This is a genomic window from Tissierella carlieri (assembly GCF_018917285.1).
GTDB lineage: Bacteria > Bacillota > Clostridia > Tissierellales > Tissierellaceae > Tissierella > Tissierella carlieri.
In genome coordinates this window covers 184,196-199,985 of the sequence record NZ_JAHLOH010000016.1, presented here as the reverse complement: position 1 = coordinate 199,985, position 15,790 = coordinate 184,196, and the positions used below count along the sequence as shown (strand labels likewise).

Below are 15,790 nucleotides of genomic sequence, written 5' to 3'. Positions count from 1 at the left end.
TCAAACTATACATTACTTCCTGCTAAATATCCAGTAGAATAAGCAATTTGCAAATTATATCCTCCAGTTAAGGCATCTACATCGATAATCTCCCCTGCAAAATATAGCCCAGGAACTTTCTTTGATTCCATTGTGGATGGATTTATTTCCTTAGTAGATACCCCTCCTGATGTAACTATAGCTTCCTCTATTGGTCTAAAGAATTTAAAAGTAAGAGGAAATTCTTTAATAGAGTTTAATAATTTTAGTCTTTCCTCTTTTGTAATTTGGTTTATTATTTTTTCAGGGTCCAAGTCTGATAAAAATAATATAATTGGTATCAATTTTTGAGGTAATAAATCATCTAAAGCATTTTTCATTTTTTTATTATTATTTAATTCAAAATCCCGTAGAATTCTATCATCTAATTTTTTATCATCTAAAGCAGGCTTTAAATCGATTGATAGACGAATTCCATCATTAATATATCTATACAAATAATTACTCATAGAAAGAACTATAGGGCCTGAAATTCCATAATGAGTAAAAATCATTTCTCCAAATTCTTCGTATATGATTTTTTTCTTAGCATAGGCTGATAATGTTACATTTTTAAGAGATAACCCCTGTAAATCTTTAATCCAACTTTCTTTAACTTCCACAGGAACTAAAGATGGTCTTATTTTAGTAATACTATGACCTAATCCTTCAGCAAAAATATATCCATCACCTGTTGATCCAGTAGCAGGATATGACTTGCCTCCTGTAGCAATAACTAGCTTATCAAAAATTGTTTCATCTCTATTGGTTCTTAAAATAAACTTTTCATTTTTTATATCGATAGAATTCACTTTAGTATCTAACAATAATTTAACATTATTAGCTACTAAAAATTTTTGAAAAGCTTTAATAACATCTGAGGACTTGTCACTTAATGGAAATATCCTATTCCCTCTCTCAACTTTTGTTTCTAATCCATATGATTCAAGTAGATTTACTATATCTCTATTTGTAAAACTATAAAAGCTACTATAAAGAAAGTTCTTATTTTTCATTACATTATCGAAAAAATCTTCAATAGGAGCATTATTAGTTATATTACATCTTCCTTTTCCAGTAATAAAAAGTTTCTTACCTATCCTTTCATTTTTCTCAATTAAAGTCACATCTTTACCTCTAGAACCTGCGATGCCAGCGGCAATAATACCAGCTGGTCCAGCTCCTACTATACAAATTTTTTCTTTCATCTAGACAACTCCTTCAAATGGGATATATCATTTAAGGATGTTAGCACCCTATTGTAATCTCTAAATTCAATTATACTCAGTGAAACATTTTTTAATGAAATGTTCTTATAGTGAGAAATATCAATATTTAGTAACCCTAAAATAAGTGCCTTCAATGTTGCACCATGTGATACCACAGCAATATTTTTACCTTTATTTTCATCAATAATGTGATCTATATATTTCATAACTCTCTCTTGCAATATTTGAAGAGTTTCAGCACCTTTCATATTTAAACTTTGAGGTTCTCTAAGCCAAATTGAATACTCAGAGTTATATTTTTCCTGTATTTCCCCTATACTCAAGCCTTCCCATGGACCAAAATTTATTTCTCTAAGCGATTCACTAGATATTAGAGGCTTACGGATTACATCAGATATGATTTTAGCCGTAGTATATGCTCTTGACAAATCACTAGCATATATTATATCTATATCTTCATTTATTAACCTATTTCCTAGGCTAAGAGCTTGTTGTCTACCTAAGTCAGTTAATATAGTATTCTTTTGTCCTTGAATCATATTAAGCTTATTCCATTCGGATTGCCCATGTCTTATCAAAAATAATTTTGTCAACAATAACACCTCTCAACAATAGTAACTAAATTTATACTTATTTATATATTATAACAAATATATTAGATAATAAAATATATCATTTATGATAAGATTTGTTATGATACAGTTTCATAAATAAAAGAATTTCTATACAAAATAGATAAATTAAAGAAGCCATTTTTGAAACCCATAGTAAAGACCTTAGTCTTTTCCCTATGGGTTTCAAAAATGGTATTACTAATATAGTTTTTATTTATCCTTATTATTTACATCATAAACATTATATTTTTTCCAGATATTTTCCAAATCTTCAAATGAAGACCTAATATCATTCTTTTTCTCCATACCTATAGATACTATTAAAGCATTTATTAAACTCATTGGAGCAACTAATGAGTCTACAAATGAAAGCATGTCAGAACTTGCAATAAGAGATATATCTGAGTACTTAGCTGCTGGTGAAATTAAACTATCAGTTATACTAATAATTTTACATCCCTTTTCCTTACAAAAATCTAGTGCTTCAAGAGTTCTTTTAGAATATCTAGGATAACTAATTCCAATAATTATATCCTTAGAATCTGACTTTAATAATTGCTCAAATACATCATTGGGGCCTGAAGTAATAACTTTTACATCTTTTATCAAGAAGCTAAGATAAAATCCTAAATAACCTGCTAAAAAGGAGGATGATCTTAGTCCGAGAATATATACATTTTCAGCATTAAGTATTAAATCTATAGCATCTTGAAAAGCTTTATAACCCGTTTCATTTATTGTTTTATCAATATTTTCCTTATCTTTTTCCATAGCCTTTTTTAAGGCATTTTCTTTATTGGAATATTCATCTGTCATTGTAAGTCTTTGAACAGTAGTAAGTTTATTTTTTATTAGCTCATGCAATTCTTTTTGAAGTTCCCTATATCCAGCATAACCTAAGGTATTAGCAAATCTTACAACAGTAGATTCACTTACATTAACAGTATCGCCAAGAGCAGCTGCAGTCATAAAAGCTGCTTTATCATAATTGTTTATAATGAACTCTGCTATGAGTTTTTGCCCTTTACTTAAGTTGTTAAAATTATTTTGGATATTTTTAATAAGATCAACATACGTCTCCATAGCACTCTTCCTTATGTTCTTTTATTAGGTTAAAACCTTCCTCTAGAGCCTTTTTATTCAATTCCTCTGTTCCCCTTGGCACTCTATCACATACTGCTCTCTCAAGAGAATCTTTACTTACTATCTTTGTTAATTCATATACACTACCTAAAGCAATAATATTAGCTACCATAGGTTTACCTAGTTTATCAGTTGCAGTCTCTAATATAGGAACTGTATATATGGTTATATCATCTCTTTCAGGTTTCTTATCCAAAGATTTGTCAATTATTAATGTTCCCCCTGGTTTCAATGATTTTATGTACTTATCACATGCAGCTTGTGTAAGTGTAAGCATTATATCACATTCATTCACCTTAGGATAATTAATTTCATCTTTACTAATTATTACTTCAGCCTTACTAGCGCCACCTCTAGCTTCTGGTCCATAGGACTGAGATTGAACTACATTCATACCATCATATAAAGCAGCCTCAGCTAATATAATTCCAGCTAATATAAGCCCTTGACCTCCAGAACCCGTTAATCTTAATTCTTGACGTACCATACTTATCTCTCCTTTGAAAAAGATTCAATTATTTTTTGGTATTCTTCTACATATTCTGGTCTAGTATTCTTATACAATTCTCCAATAACAAATTTACCTATTTTCTGCTCATCGGTTAATTTATCATAAGCTGCAATATTTATAGCATTTTCTTTTAGATATTTCATCATATCTATTGCTTCACCTTTTTTATTTTTTCTTCCATAATAAGTCGGACAAGTTGTTACAGCCTCAATAAAAGAAAATCCCTTATTTTTTATTCCTTCCTCCACCTGCTTAATCAACATATTAGCAGTAAATATAGTACCTCTACTTACATAAGTTGCACCTGCTGCCTTGGCAAGTTCACACAAATCAAAGTTAGCATCAATATTTCCATAAGGAGCAGTGGTACCTTTATCACCTGTAGGAGTAGTAGGTGAATATTGTCCACCTGTCATTCCATAAGTATTATTGTTAAATACAATAGTAGTAATATCTATATTTCTTCTAGCAGAATGAATTAAATGATTTCCACCAATAGCAGAACAATCACCATCACCTGTTATGACAATTACATGTAATTCTGGGTTAGCTAGCTTAATACCTGTGGCAAAAGCAAGAGCTCTTCCGTGAGTAGTGTGTATTGTGTTGAAGTCTAAGTACCCAGATGCTCTTGAAGAACATCCAATACCAGATACTATACAAATATCATCTTTATCTAATCCTAAATTATCAATAGCCTTAACTATAGATCTTGTAACTATACCATTACCACATCCAGGACACCAAATATGTGGCAAATTTTCAGTTCTGAAATATTCATTAACTAATTGACTAGGCATTTTAAACCTCCTTAATAAAAGAAATAATTTCTTCTGGAGTTATAAGTTCTCCATTAAGTCGACCATATTTCTCTACCTTAGCATGTTTTCCCGCAACCCTATCTACTTCTAAGAAATATTGACCCATGTTCATTTCTACTACCACTATACGATTAATTCTATTTGCTAAATTAATTAATTGTTTTTCTGCTAGTGGCCAAATAGTAATAGGTCTAAATAATCCAGCCTTTATACCTTCTGCTCTTAAAGCATCTACAGCAGATTTAGCGGAACGAGCTGTTGAACCAAAAGCAACTATAGCAACATCAGCATCATCTAATAAATATTCTTGTACATCTACAATATCATCTACATTATCTTCTATTTTATCTATTAATCTATTAATCAATGATTCCGCTACTTTTTCATTTCCAGATGGAAAACCTGATTCACTATGTACTAGTCCTGTGATATGGAATCTATATCCTTCACCGAAGCCAGCCATTTCAGGAACTATATCTCCCTCTTGTACTTTGTAAGGCTTATACTCTTCTGGCGGACAATTAGGTTTTTTTCTATTATAAATTTCAATTTCATTTTTATCAGATATCTCAATTTTTTCTCTCATATGTCCAATTACTTCATCCATTAGAAGAATTACAGGTGTCCTATATTTTTCAGACAGATTAAAGGCTCTAATAGTTATGTCATAAATTTCTTTTACTGACCATGGATATAAAGCTATAATAGAATGATCCCCATGAGTCCCCCATCTAGCTTGCATAATTTCACCTTGAGCTGGAGCAGTCGGCAATCCTGTACTTGGACCACCTCTTTGAACATTTACAATTACACATGGAGTTTCAGTTATTACCGCATACCCTATTCCTTCTTGCTTAAGAGAAAATCCAGGTCCGCTAGTAGCTGTCATCGCCTTTGCACCAGATATAGCTGCACCTATGGTAGCAGAAATACTTGCTATTTCATCTTCCATTTGAATAAATTTCCCGCCAATCTTCGGTAGCTTTTCAGCTGAAAGCTCCGCAATTTCAGTAGATGGTGTAATAGGATATCCCGCATAAAATTTCATACCAGCAGCAATAGCACCTTCTACACAAGCTTCATTCCCCTGCATCAATTTAATTGTTTTTTCAGCCATCTTATTTACCTCCTAAATAAATAGCAAAATCTGGACATCTAAGCTCACACTGTCCGCACTGTATACATGATTCTAAGTCTTTAATATTAACTTTACCATCTTTTATCTCAAGCACATTTTTAGGACAAAATGCAACGCAGATGCCGCATCCTTTACACCAATTTTTATCTACCGTAAGAGACTTTTCTGCCTTTGTTGACACTTTAATTTCCCCCTTATGTAATTATTTCTTCTTAATACAATAATATCAAAAGGAAATATCTATTGCAAGATTTATTTCATTTTTTATCCAATTAATATTTATTTTGCAAGTTTAACTTCATATTGATAATTTTTATATAATGATCTAACAAAAAAACAAGCCTTTTAAGGCTTGTTTTAAACTGGATATGTTTGAAATTCTTCATTTAATAACTCAGTATCTATTTTATATTTTTCTGCTTGTCTTTGTTTAAAGAATTCTAATGCTATTTGTGGGAATAAGGCATATGTCAAAACATCTTCATCTTGCTCAATATACTGTTTAATTTCTTCCTTAAACTGTTGCAGCTGTGGCTCCATTAAATCAGCTGGTCTTCCCGTAAATACCTCTTCATCTCCTATGATCTTCCTCTTTATTTCTTCAGATATAGGTAAAGTTGGCTTACCATATAGACCTTTTACATAATTTTTTGCTTCTGTTGGTACCATTTTGTATCTCTCACCAAGTATAACATTAAATACTGCTTGAGTTCCTACCATTTGACTCATTGGTGTAACTAAAGGCGGATACCCAAAGTCTTCTCTTACTTTAGGAACCTCTTTTAGAACTTCATCAAATTCATCCTCTTTACCTTGACTCTTTAGTTGTGATACTAGGTTAGAAAGCATACCACCAGGAACTTGATATACTAATGTATTTACATCAACATTTAATACTTTAGTATTTAACAGCCCTTCTTCCAAATATTTATCTCTTAATTTCTTAAAGTAATCTGATACTTCTAGTAGTAATTCCATATTAATATCATTAGGATAATAAGGTGAACCCTCTAAGGATGCAATCATTGGCTCCGTTGCAGGTTGAGATGTACCATTTCCTAAAGGTGATATTGCGGTATCTATTATATCTGCTCCTGCTTCTATAGATTTCATATAAGTTTGATTTGCAATTCCACTAGTAAAATGTGAATGTATTTCTATTGGTACTTTTACTACTTTTTTCATCTCTTTAACTAGTTCTTCTGCAGGATATGGCAAAAGAATTCCTGACATATCTTTAATGCATATTGAGTCTACACCCATTTTTTCCATTTCCTTAGCTAAATCTACATAGTATTTAGTATTGTGTATAGGACTAGTAGTATATGAAATAGCAGCTTGGGCATGTCCGCCATATTTCTTTGTCGCTTCAATAGATGTCTTTATATTTCTAATATCATTTAATGCATCAAATACTCTAATAATATCTATTCCATTTTCTAGAGATTTTTTTACAAATTCTTCTACTACATCATCTGGATAATGTCTATAACCTAAAAGGTTTTGCCCTCTTAATAGCATTTGTAACTTTGTCTTTTTAAAAACTTTTCGAAGCGCTCTAAGTCTTTCCCATGGATCTTCATTTAAGAATCTTAGACAAGAATCAAATGTAGCCCCTCCCCATACTTCCAATGCATAAAATCCAACATTATCTAACTTTTCTGCTATGGGTAGCATTTCCTCTAATCTCATCCTTGTTGCTATCAAAGACTGATGAGCATCCCTTAAAATTGTGTCAGTAATTTTTACACCTGCCATTTTACTCCCTCCTAGTTTTAGATTTCTCCACCCCATATAAAATAGGTGGGAAATTTTTTTGATTTATAAAATCATATTTTATTACATTATATTTTTTTTGATCCAAGCCCTTTAAAAGCTCTTCTACTGCATCTTTTTCTTCAATTCCACCTTCATGGCCTATGTAACAAGTGATAAGGATTATACCATTATCATTTAATAAATCAAGTGATTTTTTTAAAGATACTAAAGTTGTGTTTTTATTAGTTTTAATATTCTTATTCCCCTTAGGTAAATACCCTAAATTATAAATAATAAAATCTATTTTTTCATCAATATATAAATCAATATTCTCATGACCATCCTTTATTAATCTTACCCTATTGTCTAGATTTTCACAAGTCAAATTTTTAAGTGTTGCTTCCAAAGCTTCTTTTTGTATATCGAATCCATAAACTTTTCCTGTTAAACCTACTTGTCTTGCTAATAATACTGTATCGTTTCCATTTCCTACAGTGCAATCAACTACAGTTTGTCCCTCTTTTACATATTCATAAATTATATCTCTAGATATCTTCAGAGTATTTACTATTTCATTGTAATTCATTACGTCCTCCACAACCTTTGCAACCTTTATTGAAAAATTCAGGTATATTTAACTCTAACTGATTACCACCTAAAATAAATCCTTTTTTAATTAAATAAGTACTATTTGTTCTATAATAGACATTTTCAATGCCTTGATTGAAAAGCTTGTTAAGTATTGCCCTAAGGAGAGCATCACCTAAACTTTGGTTTCTTTTGTCCTCTCTAATTATCAAATATTCTAATGTCCACTTTTCATCTCTTAGCCTTACCTTTCCTACACCAACTAGATCATTATCATCTAAAACTACATATACAATCCCATCTAAATTTAAATCCTCGATCCCTTCTTTTTTTAAAATGCTCATAATTTTATCAATTTCATCTATGGTATGTTCTCGTAACAATAACATATTTTCCTCCATTACTATTACAGCTTTTTCAAATATTCTATTTCATCACTTTCTAAATATCTCCAATTACCTATATCTAAACCTCCAATTTCTAATTCACCTATGGAAATCCTCTTCAATTTTTTAACAGGATGATTTATTGCCTCGCACATTTTTTTTACTTGTCTATTCCTTCCCTCATGTATAGAAATATCTAGAATAGATTCATTTTCATATCTCTTAGCTATCTTAATATAAGCTTCAGCAGTAGGACGTCCATCTATTATAAGTCCACGTCTAAATTTCTCTAATTCCCATTTATTTGGTACACCCTCTACAATGGCAATATATCTTTTTAGTATTTCTTTACTTGGATGAGTAAGCTTATATGCTAAATCTCCATCGTTAGTTAAAATTAATAGACCAGTAGTATCAGCATCCAACCTTCCTACAGGATAAATTCTTTCTTTTACTCCCTCAATTAAATCTGTTACTATTTTTCTATCCTTCTCATCTTTCAAAGTTGTTACAAATCCTACAGGTTTATTTAACATGATATAAACCTTTCTTCCTTCCATTTGGATACGCTTGTCGTTAACTTTAACTATATCTTTATCTGGATCTATAGTAGTACCTAATTCTTTTATTATTTTATTATTTACTTTTACCTTACCTTCTAATATTAGCTCTTCTGCCTTTCTTCTTGAAGTTACACCACATAATGCAATATATTTTTGTAGTCTCATTTTAAAGCCCCTTTCACCATCTTGTATTACTATATTACCTTTTTTTTATTGGAAAGTAAATTCATATTGCATATATATTCTATTTAAACCTAATCTTGTTAAAAAATCTCTCAAAAGCATTAATCTTTTTTATTGAAGCCTTAGCTATTAAGTTGCCTTTATTTATTAACTGACCGTCAAGATATGTGTTAATATATCCTATTTTATCTCCTTTTTCTATAGGCGCTTCAATATCACTAGGTACATCTATACTAATCTTTATTTTTTCCCTTTCCCCTTCTTTTAATGGATAGAAAAAGCTTTCTTCAGCAACTAAATTAACATGTTCTTTATTCCCTTTAGTAACGTTTATTTTCTTCACAAACTGACCCTTGTCGTATATAAAAGATTGTTTATAGTTATTAAACCCATAATCTAACAACTTATAATTATCATTAAACCAGTCTCCAGCTCTAAGGGATACTGCTATAAGACGCATTCCATTTTTACTTGCCGATGAAACTAAACACCTACCAGATCTAATCGTATATCCTGTTTTTACTCCATCTCCGCCTTCATATTGCCATAGAGTTTTATTCTTATTATAAAAATAATTATTTTCCTCCCTATCGGCAATATAAGATTTAGATTTTACAATATTTGCAAATTCATCATAAGAAAATGCTGCCTTTGTTATTAAAGCTAGGTCATAAGCAGTGGAATAATGTAAATCATCATGTAAGCCGTGTGGATTAACAAAATTTGTATTTAATGCACCTATTGATTGAGCTTTCTTATTCATTAAAGAGACGAAATTCTCTATGCTTCCTCCAATGTGCAAAGCAATAGCTTCTGCAGCATCGTTTCCTGATCTTAACATCAAGCCATAAAGCATATCTTTTAAAGTAATGATTTCCCCATCTCTTAAATATATACTGGACCCCTCAATACCTACACATTCTCTTTTAATAGTTACTTTATCCTCAACACTGCCTTCTTCCAATGCAACTAGTGCTGTCATTATTTTTGTGGTACTTGCCATTGGCATTTTTCTATGAGCATCTCTTTCATAAAGTACTCTCCCTGTATTGCCATCTATTAAAATATAAGATTCTGCACTTAAGCCTAAATTTTCACCATGAGCAATAATACTAGAACTTAAAATAATTATTAGTATTAAACTTATATATCTATATATTTTCATTAAGCAAACCCTCCTCTATAATAGAGTAATTTAAAAGAAGCAAGATATATATCCTGCTCCTAGTACACAAACAATTTATAGAATTCTACTGCATTTCATTATAATTCGTATTTGCTTGAGTATTATTGTTTTTGCTAGCAAAGGATTGCTGTAGATTATCCGCCATTTTCTCAACAAATCCAAATAAATTTGTTAAGGCACTATTACCTTCATCTACTGTCAATAATTTTATTTGTTCATTACCTACTACAATAAAACCTACTGGTGAAACAGATACACCTGCTCCACTTCCTCCACCAAATGGAAATTTTTCTTCTGTTAAAGTATCTCTTCTATCTTTATCTCTGTTAAATTCACTACCTCCTGATGCAAATCCAAAAGATATCTTAGACACTGGTATTATTACAGATCCATCTGCCGCATGTACAGCATCACCTACAATAGTATTTACATCTACCATCTCTTTTAAGCTATTCATTGTAGTTTTCATTAATCCTTCTATTGGATGTTCTGGCAATACTATCACCACCTTTTTTAATCTTTAAACTCCTAATGTACGCAGTAATAATATAAACCAAATTTACTTTAATTATACATAAAAAAAATAATTGAAAGATATCATCATTGAATATTGGAATTACTTGTATATCCTTATCGTCAATATCATCTATATCATAGGAATTAATAAAATATGCAAATATACTATTGACTACAGCCCAAATAATACCTACTGCTATACCCAATAAACTAGGATCTTTGAATCCAATATTAATTCTAAAATATAGTTTTCTAATATCTCCTTTATCAATAATATACCGAATAAAATCAATGGAATTTACTTTTGAGCTATTATCTTCACCATTTTTATTTTGCTCAATATCCTTACTTGTAGAATCTACTTCTTTTTTTATAAGACCAAATAAATATGTAATGATTATTTTATATTTAGACTGATTAGTAAACTCATAATAAATCTTAAATTTAAAGGGTATTAAAAATAGAATCAAAAATATAAATAACAAAAAAATAAAAAAATAAAACATGATATCACTTCCTTTTGGAATCATTATCTATATATTGCCAAAAAAAAGAAAAATAATACTAAATTTAGTATTATTTTTCTATCTTCATGTTATCTATATCATCAATAATATCTTTTAAAGGCGGCAGGCTTTCCAAATTTTCTAATCCAAAGCATCTTAAAAAAACATCAGTAGTTCCATATAGTATTGGTCTACCTACCTTATCCAAACGTCCAAGTTCTGTGATTAGTCCTCTTTCAACCAATGTTTCTATTGCCTTATCACATTTTACACCTCTTATTGCCTCTATATCTGATTTAATAATAGGCTGTCTATAGGCAATAATGGATAGTGTTTCTAATGCAGCATTTGATAAATTCTTTGCTATTTTAGGACTTGATAATTTCTTAATCCATTCAAAATTTTCCGGTCTTGTTCCAAACTGATAAGTATCATTTACTTTTATTATTCTAATTCCACGCATATTATAATCAAATTCATCTATCATTTCCTGCATAATCTTAGATAATTCTTCCTCATCTGCCTCCACAATAGATGCTATATCCTTAATATCTAGAGGATCTCCCCAAGTAAATAATAATGACTCAATTATAGATTTAAGTTCTCTAATGTCCATAAATTACTGCTCCTCTTCTAATCTTCTACTAATAATTAAATCAGAAAAATCTTCTCCTTGATTTGCGTATATATATTTCATTCTAATCAATTCTAAAATTGACAAAAAGTATGTTATAATTTCTTTTTTAGTGCTGTCTTTCTGAATTAAAGAGCTAAATCTTAAAATATTAACTGCATCCAGCTTTTGTTTTATATCCTTTATACATTCTTCTAATGTGTATTCATCTCTTTGTATTTCATTAATATCTAAACTTAAATTTTCCTTATTTCTTTTTTTAATAATATTATTAAGAGATTTTAGTAATAAATCTATATTTAATCCTTCCAGTTCAAATTTTTCATCTTCAAAATCTGATAAATCCTCTTTAGGTTTATAATAAACTTGGGATTGAATAATCTCTAATGATCGTAAATCTTCGACTACATTTTTATACTTCTTATACTCAACTAACCTTCTAACAAGCTCTGCTCTAGGGTCTACTTCTTCCATTTCTAGCTGAGTATCCATAGAGTTGTTTCTACTTGGAAGAAGTAATTTAGATTTAATCTCCAATAATGTAGCAGCCATCACTAAAAAATCACTAGCTACGTCTAAATTCAACTCTTCCATTTGTGCAATATATTCAATAAATTGCTCAGCTATGAGATTAATTGGTATATCATATATGTCTATTTCTGCCTTATCAATGAGATGCAGCAACAAATCCATAGGTCCTTCAAATGCATCTATTGTTATCTTATAGTCCATTTATAATACTCCTATCCTATTATTAAAATTAAAATATTCAGTGCAGCATCTATGATAGGTCCCATTATTCGATCTACAGTATTAGTTGCTATAAGAATAATAAGAATTACATACAGATACTTCTCATATTTATAGAAATAGTATTCTAACTTCTTAGGAAGTAAAGATGCAATAATCTTAGAGCCATCTAAGGGTGGAAAAGGAAGTAAATTGAATACTCCTAGCATAATATTATACCATAAAGTTATAAATAAGATTTTAAAAAGTATAGAATTAGTTATTATATTCAAAGACAAAAGGAACCCGATAATAATAGCAATTATAAAATTTGATAATGGTCCAGCTAAAGACACTAAAATAGTATCTCTTTTTCTATTTTTAAAATTAAATGGATTTATTGGCACAGGCTTGGCCCAACCAAATTTAAATATAAGTAAAAAAAGAAATCCTGTCAGATCCATATGTTTAAAAGGATTTAAGGTCAACCTTCCTGAATCTTTTGCTGTATTATCCCCTAGCAAGTATGCTGTGAAGCCATGAGCTAACTCATGAAATATAATAGCCGTAAAAAGCCCTGGTAAATTATAAATAATATCCATCTTTATAACCCTCTTTCTAATAACCTATACTATAACATTATACAACCTCGACCTATTAAAGTCGAGGTTATAAAGAAATCTTTATTCTAATTTTATCTTCCTCTTAAATAACTCTTTATGGTTCTATTTAGCATATTGAATAAATTAGCCTTATCTATATTCGCTTTAGAAACTAGTTTAATTTTATCAACTTCTTTACCATCTATACTAACTACCAGTTCACCAAATTCATCTCCAGATAATATTGGTGCATCAATCATATCTGGTAAAACAAGTTCTTTACTAATATTACCTTTCTCTCCTTTTGGTAATAATATATAAGAATCTCTAGCAAGCATCAGTTCTACCTCTTGAGCCTTTCCCTTCTCCACAGGCAACGTAGCAATGATATCTCCCTTCTTTCCTATAGAGATGGAATCATAATTTGCAAAACCGTAATCTAACATTCTTTTAGCTTCATCAAATCTGAGCTTAGAATTGTTCACCCCCATAATTACTGCTATTAATTGTAAATTCCCTCGTTTAGCTGATGCAGATAAACAGAATCCTGCCTCATTAGTTGAACCTGTTTTAATTCCATTAGCACCCTCATATTCCTTAATCAATCTGTTAGTATTTACCATGGTTTGTGTACTAGATTTAGTCTTACCTACTTGCATATCAGTCATATAAGTAGTTAACCACTCATGAACTCTATCGTATTTTAATAGCTCTTTAGACATTAGTGCTACATCATAGGCAGAAACATAGTGATTTTCATTAGGTAATCCACTGCAATTATAAAATTCAGTATTTTCCATACCTAATGATTTAGCTTTCTCATTCATCATCTTTACAAAAATATCTTCTGAACCTGCAATATGCTCTGCTAATGCAACAGAAGCATCATTCGCAGATCTAATAGCAATAGCTCTAAACAAATCTTCCACAGTTTGAGTTTCTCCTGCTTCCAGAAAAACTGTAGATCCTCCCATTTTAGAGGCATGTTCACTGACCATTACTTTATCAGTTAATTTAATTCTACCTGAATCTAGTGCTTCCATTCCTAATAGTAAAGTCATTACCTTAGTTATACTAGCAGGAGCTAATCTATCATTTTCATTTAACTTGTAAATTATAGCTCCTGTATTAACATCCATTAGCAATGCAGATTTTGCATTCACATTTAAATCCATATCAGCATATACTCCTAATGGAATAGAAATGATTAATATTATAAGCAATAATATAATGGATACAAGTCTTCTTTTCAACCTATTACCTCCATTTCATGTATTTGCTTTTATATTATCCACAAAATTCCTTAGTTATACTGAGTATTAATAATTTACAATAATTGGTTATAATTTTAAATATGATCGATCTCTTTATATATTAACTTTTTCTTTTCTATATTCTTATCACCTAAGATAAATATGTCTAATAATTTTTCTTCAACTTCTTTAGCCTTTTCTAAATCATTTGCATGAATATAAGCTAATATATCATCCTTTTCAACCTTATCGTCTACTTTTTTATTTAATAAAATTCCAACTCCTAAGTCTAATTGAGATTCTATGGTTTCTCTACCTGCACCTAATGCTAATGCAGTTTTTCCTATTTCTTCAGCATCAATAGCTTTAACATACCCTTCCTTAATACTCTTTACCTCTAAAATATATTTAGCCTTAGGTAATAAATCTAGATTTTTTACATATGAAATATCACCATTTTGATGTTCAACTAATTCAATCAACTTTTCATATGCTCTTCCCGAATCTATAGTATCTATTAGCAATGCTCGTCCCTCTACCTCATCCTTTGCTTTCTTAGCAAGAACTAGTAGTTTAGAACCTAGAACTAAACATAATTCAAATAAATCCTCCGGCCCTTGACCCCTTAAAGTCTCAATGGCTTCCTTTACTTCTAAAGCATTTCCAACAGCTTTTCCCAAGGGTTCATCCATATTTGTAACTACAGCAATTGTTTTTCTACCATATGAGTTCCCAATAGTAACCATTTCTTCAGCCAAAGCAATAGCATCATCTATATTTTTCATAAAAGCTCCTGATCCAACTTTCACATCTAAAATTATTGCATCCGATTCAATGGCAAGTTTCTTACTCATAATACTCCCTGCGATCAGTGATAGATTTTCAACAGTAGCTGTGACATCTCTTAAAGCATAAAGTTTTTTATCTGCGGGTGTAATGTTTCCCGTTTGGCTACAAATAGAAATATTTATATCATTAGTATTTCTGACAAATTCTTCATTGCTTAAAGCAACTTTAAAACCTTTAATCGATTCTAATTTATCCAGAGTTCCTCCTGTATGACCTAATCCCCTACCAGACATCTTAACGAAGGGAACTCCGCAAGCTGCAACCATAGGACCTAAAATTAAAGTAACACTATCCCCTACTCCGCCAGTTGAATGTTTATCAACCTTTATTCCATTTATACTAGATAAATCAAAAGTATCCCCTGAGTTAATCATAGCTTTAGTTAAATCTAAAGTTTCTCTTTTATCCATTTTATTAAAATAAATAGCCATTAGCAAAGCCGAAGCCTGATAGTCTGGAATATTTCCATTAGTATAATTTTTTACAAAATAATTTATTTCCTCTGTTGTAAGAGAGTATCCATCCCTCTTTTTCTTGATAATATCATACATTCTCATAGATAT

19 protein-coding genes are annotated in these 15,790 nt (G+C 30.4%); all 19 read right to left on the bottom strand.

Features of this window, described 5'->3' with window-relative positions; translation table 11 throughout:
- Window positions 1–5 precede the first annotated feature (5 nt).
- The 19 genes from KQI38_RS03555 to KQI38_RS03465 all read right to left on the bottom strand — a co-directional run bounded on the left by KQI38_RS03555 (window position 6) and on the right by KQI38_RS03465 (window position 15,784).
- Window positions 6–1,226 (bottom strand): BaiN/RdsA family NAD(P)/FAD-dependent oxidoreductase, encoded by a 1,221-nt coding sequence (locus tag KQI38_RS03555; RefSeq protein ID WP_216555851.1) that lies wholly within the window; start codon window positions 1,224–1,226, stop codon window positions 6–8.
- A complete protein-coding gene (locus KQI38_RS03550) occupies window positions 1,223–1,840 on the bottom strand; it encodes a histidine phosphatase family protein (RefSeq protein ID WP_216555849.1) in 618 nt (205 codons plus the stop codon). Before KQI38_RS03550 ends, KQI38_RS03555 begins: the two co-directional genes overlap by 4 nt.
- Before the next feature lie 231 nt (window positions 1,841–2,071).
- Window positions 2,072–2,944, bottom strand: a complete 873-nt coding sequence (locus KQI38_RS03545; RefSeq protein ID WP_216555846.1) for a MurR/RpiR family transcriptional regulator — start codon at window positions 2,942–2,944, stop codon at window positions 2,072–2,074.
- Window positions 2,928–3,491 (bottom strand): 2-oxoacid:acceptor oxidoreductase family protein, encoded by a 564-nt coding sequence (locus KQI38_RS03540; RefSeq protein WP_216555842.1) that lies wholly within the window; start codon window positions 3,489–3,491, stop codon window positions 2,928–2,930. Before KQI38_RS03540 ends, KQI38_RS03545 begins: the two co-directional genes overlap by 17 nt.
- Before the next feature lie 2 nt (window positions 3,492–3,493).
- Complete coding sequence (locus KQI38_RS03535; protein ID WP_216555839.1) at window positions 3,494–4,315, bottom strand: 2-oxoacid:ferredoxin oxidoreductase subunit beta; 822 nt, start codon at window positions 4,313–4,315, stop codon at window positions 3,494–3,496.
- Between the two features lies 1 nt (window position 4,316).
- Window positions 4,317–5,453, bottom strand: a complete 1,137-nt coding sequence (locus KQI38_RS03530) for a 2-oxoacid:acceptor oxidoreductase subunit alpha (RefSeq protein ID WP_216555836.1) — start codon at window positions 5,451–5,453, stop codon at window positions 4,317–4,319.
- A 1-nt stretch (window position 5,454) separates the two neighbouring features.
- On the bottom strand, window positions 5,455–5,655 hold the full coding sequence (locus KQI38_RS03525) for a 4Fe-4S binding protein (RefSeq protein ID WP_216555833.1): 201 nt from the start codon (window positions 5,653–5,655) through the stop codon (window positions 5,455–5,457).
- Window positions 5,656–5,831: 176 nt separating this feature from the next.
- Window positions 5,832–7,232 (bottom strand): oxaloacetate decarboxylase subunit alpha, encoded by a 1,401-nt coding sequence (locus KQI38_RS03520; RefSeq protein ID WP_216555830.1) that lies wholly within the window; start codon window positions 7,230–7,232, stop codon window positions 5,832–5,834.
- Between the two features lies 1 nt (window position 7,233).
- Window positions 7,234–7,818 (bottom strand): tRNA 5-(aminomethyl)-2-thiouridylate-methyltransferase MnmM, encoded by a 585-nt coding sequence (gene mnmM / locus KQI38_RS03515; protein WP_216555827.1) that lies wholly within the window; start codon window positions 7,816–7,818, stop codon window positions 7,234–7,236.
- The gene (locus KQI38_RS03510; RefSeq protein ID WP_216555825.1) at window positions 7,805–8,209 is read right to left on the bottom strand and encodes a GNAT family N-acetyltransferase; all 405 of its coding nucleotides are present in this window, start codon (window positions 8,207–8,209) and stop codon (window positions 7,805–7,807) included. Before KQI38_RS03510 ends, mnmM begins: the two co-directional genes overlap by 14 nt.
- Window positions 8,210–8,226: 17 nt before the next feature.
- Window positions 8,227–8,934 carry a pseudouridine synthase gene (locus tag KQI38_RS03505; protein ID WP_216555821.1) on the bottom strand — a complete coding sequence of 236 codons (708 nt, stop codon included), beginning with the start codon at window positions 8,932–8,934 and terminating at the stop codon, window positions 8,227–8,229.
- 79 nt (window positions 8,935–9,013) lie between these two features.
- Window positions 9,014–10,117 carry a D-alanyl-D-alanine carboxypeptidase family protein gene (locus KQI38_RS03500; protein WP_246565545.1) on the bottom strand — a complete coding sequence of 368 codons (1,104 nt, stop codon included), beginning with the start codon at window positions 10,115–10,117 and terminating at the stop codon, window positions 9,014–9,016.
- A gap of 85 nt (window positions 10,118–10,202) precedes the next feature.
- Window positions 10,203–10,634, bottom strand: coding sequence for a GerW family sporulation protein (gene ytfJ, locus KQI38_RS03495; RefSeq protein WP_094900297.1), 432 nt, complete (start codon window positions 10,632–10,634; stop codon window positions 10,203–10,205).
- Complete coding sequence (locus tag KQI38_RS03490; protein ID WP_216555817.1) at window positions 10,588–11,139, bottom strand: DUF2953 domain-containing protein; 552 nt, start codon at window positions 11,137–11,139, stop codon at window positions 10,588–10,590. The genes ytfJ and KQI38_RS03490 overlap by 47 nt, the downstream gene beginning before the upstream one ends.
- A 91-nt stretch (window positions 11,140–11,230) precedes the next feature.
- Window positions 11,231–11,776: an SMC-Scp complex subunit ScpB gene (gene scpB / locus KQI38_RS03485; RefSeq protein ID WP_216555814.1), complete on the bottom strand. Its 546-nt coding sequence runs from the start codon at window positions 11,774–11,776 to the stop codon at window positions 11,231–11,233.
- A gap of 3 nt (window positions 11,777–11,779) precedes the next feature.
- On the bottom strand, window positions 11,780–12,526 hold the full coding sequence (locus KQI38_RS03480; RefSeq protein WP_216555811.1) for a segregation and condensation protein A: 747 nt from the start codon (window positions 12,524–12,526) through the stop codon (window positions 11,780–11,782).
- Between the two features lie 11 nt (window positions 12,527–12,537).
- Complete coding sequence (locus KQI38_RS03475; protein ID WP_094900293.1) at window positions 12,538–13,125, bottom strand: site-2 protease family protein; 588 nt, start codon at window positions 13,123–13,125, stop codon at window positions 12,538–12,540.
- A gap of 92 nt (window positions 13,126–13,217) precedes the next feature.
- Complete coding sequence (locus KQI38_RS03470; RefSeq protein ID WP_216555808.1) at window positions 13,218–14,378, bottom strand: D-alanyl-D-alanine carboxypeptidase family protein; 1,161 nt, start codon at window positions 14,376–14,378, stop codon at window positions 13,218–13,220.
- A gap of 95 nt (window positions 14,379–14,473) precedes the next feature.
- Window positions 14,474–15,784: a pyrimidine-nucleoside phosphorylase gene (locus tag KQI38_RS03465; protein ID WP_216555805.1), complete on the bottom strand. Its 1,311-nt coding sequence runs from the start codon at window positions 15,782–15,784 to the stop codon at window positions 14,474–14,476.
- Window positions 15,785–15,790 lie beyond the last annotated feature (6 nt).

Bases quoted from the DNA above. Each gene is read 5' to 3' on its own strand.
- KQI38_RS03500 (WP_246565545.1), bottom strand. From the start codon at position 10,117: ATGAAAATATATAGATATATAAGTTTAATACTAATAATTATTTTAAGT.
- KQI38_RS03480 (WP_216555811.1), bottom strand. From the start codon at position 12,526: ATGGACTATAAGATAACAATAGATGCATTTGAAGGACCTATGGATTTG.
- KQI38_RS03540 (WP_216555842.1), bottom strand. From the start codon at position 3,491: ATGGTACGTCAAGAATTAAGATTAACGGGTTCTGGAGGTCAAGGGCTT.
- KQI38_RS03555 (WP_216555851.1), bottom strand. From the start codon at position 1,226: ATGAAAGAAAAAATTTGTATAGTAGGAGCTGGACCAGCTGGTATTATT.
- KQI38_RS03465 (WP_216555805.1), bottom strand. From the start codon at position 15,784: ATGAGAATGTATGATATTATCAAGAAAAAGAGGGATGGATACTCTCTT.
- KQI38_RS03535 (WP_216555839.1), bottom strand. From the start codon at position 4,315: ATGCCTAGTCAATTAGTTAATGAATATTTCAGAACTGAAAATTTGCCA.
- KQI38_RS03545 (WP_216555846.1), bottom strand. From the start codon at position 2,944: ATGGAGACGTATGTTGATCTTATTAAAAATATCCAAAATAATTTTAAC.
- KQI38_RS03475 (WP_094900293.1), bottom strand. From the start codon at position 13,125: ATGGATATTATTTATAATTTACCAGGGCTTTTTACGGCTATTATATTT.
- KQI38_RS03520 (WP_216555830.1), bottom strand. From the start codon at position 7,232: ATGGCAGGTGTAAAAATTACTGACACAATTTTAAGGGATGCTCATCAG.
- KQI38_RS03510 (WP_216555825.1), bottom strand. From the start codon at position 8,209: ATGTTATTGTTACGAGAACATACCATAGATGAAATTGATAAAATTATG.
- KQI38_RS03530 (WP_216555836.1), bottom strand. From the start codon at position 5,453: ATGGCTGAAAAAACAATTAAATTGATGCAGGGGAATGAAGCTTGTGTA.
- scpB (WP_216555814.1), bottom strand. From the start codon at position 11,776: ATGGACATTAGAGAACTTAAATCTATAATTGAGTCATTATTATTTACT.
- KQI38_RS03505 (WP_216555821.1), bottom strand. From the start codon at position 8,934: ATGAGACTACAAAAATATATTGCATTATGTGGTGTAACTTCAAGAAGA.
- mnmM (WP_216555827.1), bottom strand. From the start codon at position 7,818: ATGAATTACAATGAAATAGTAAATACTCTGAAGATATCTAGAGATATA.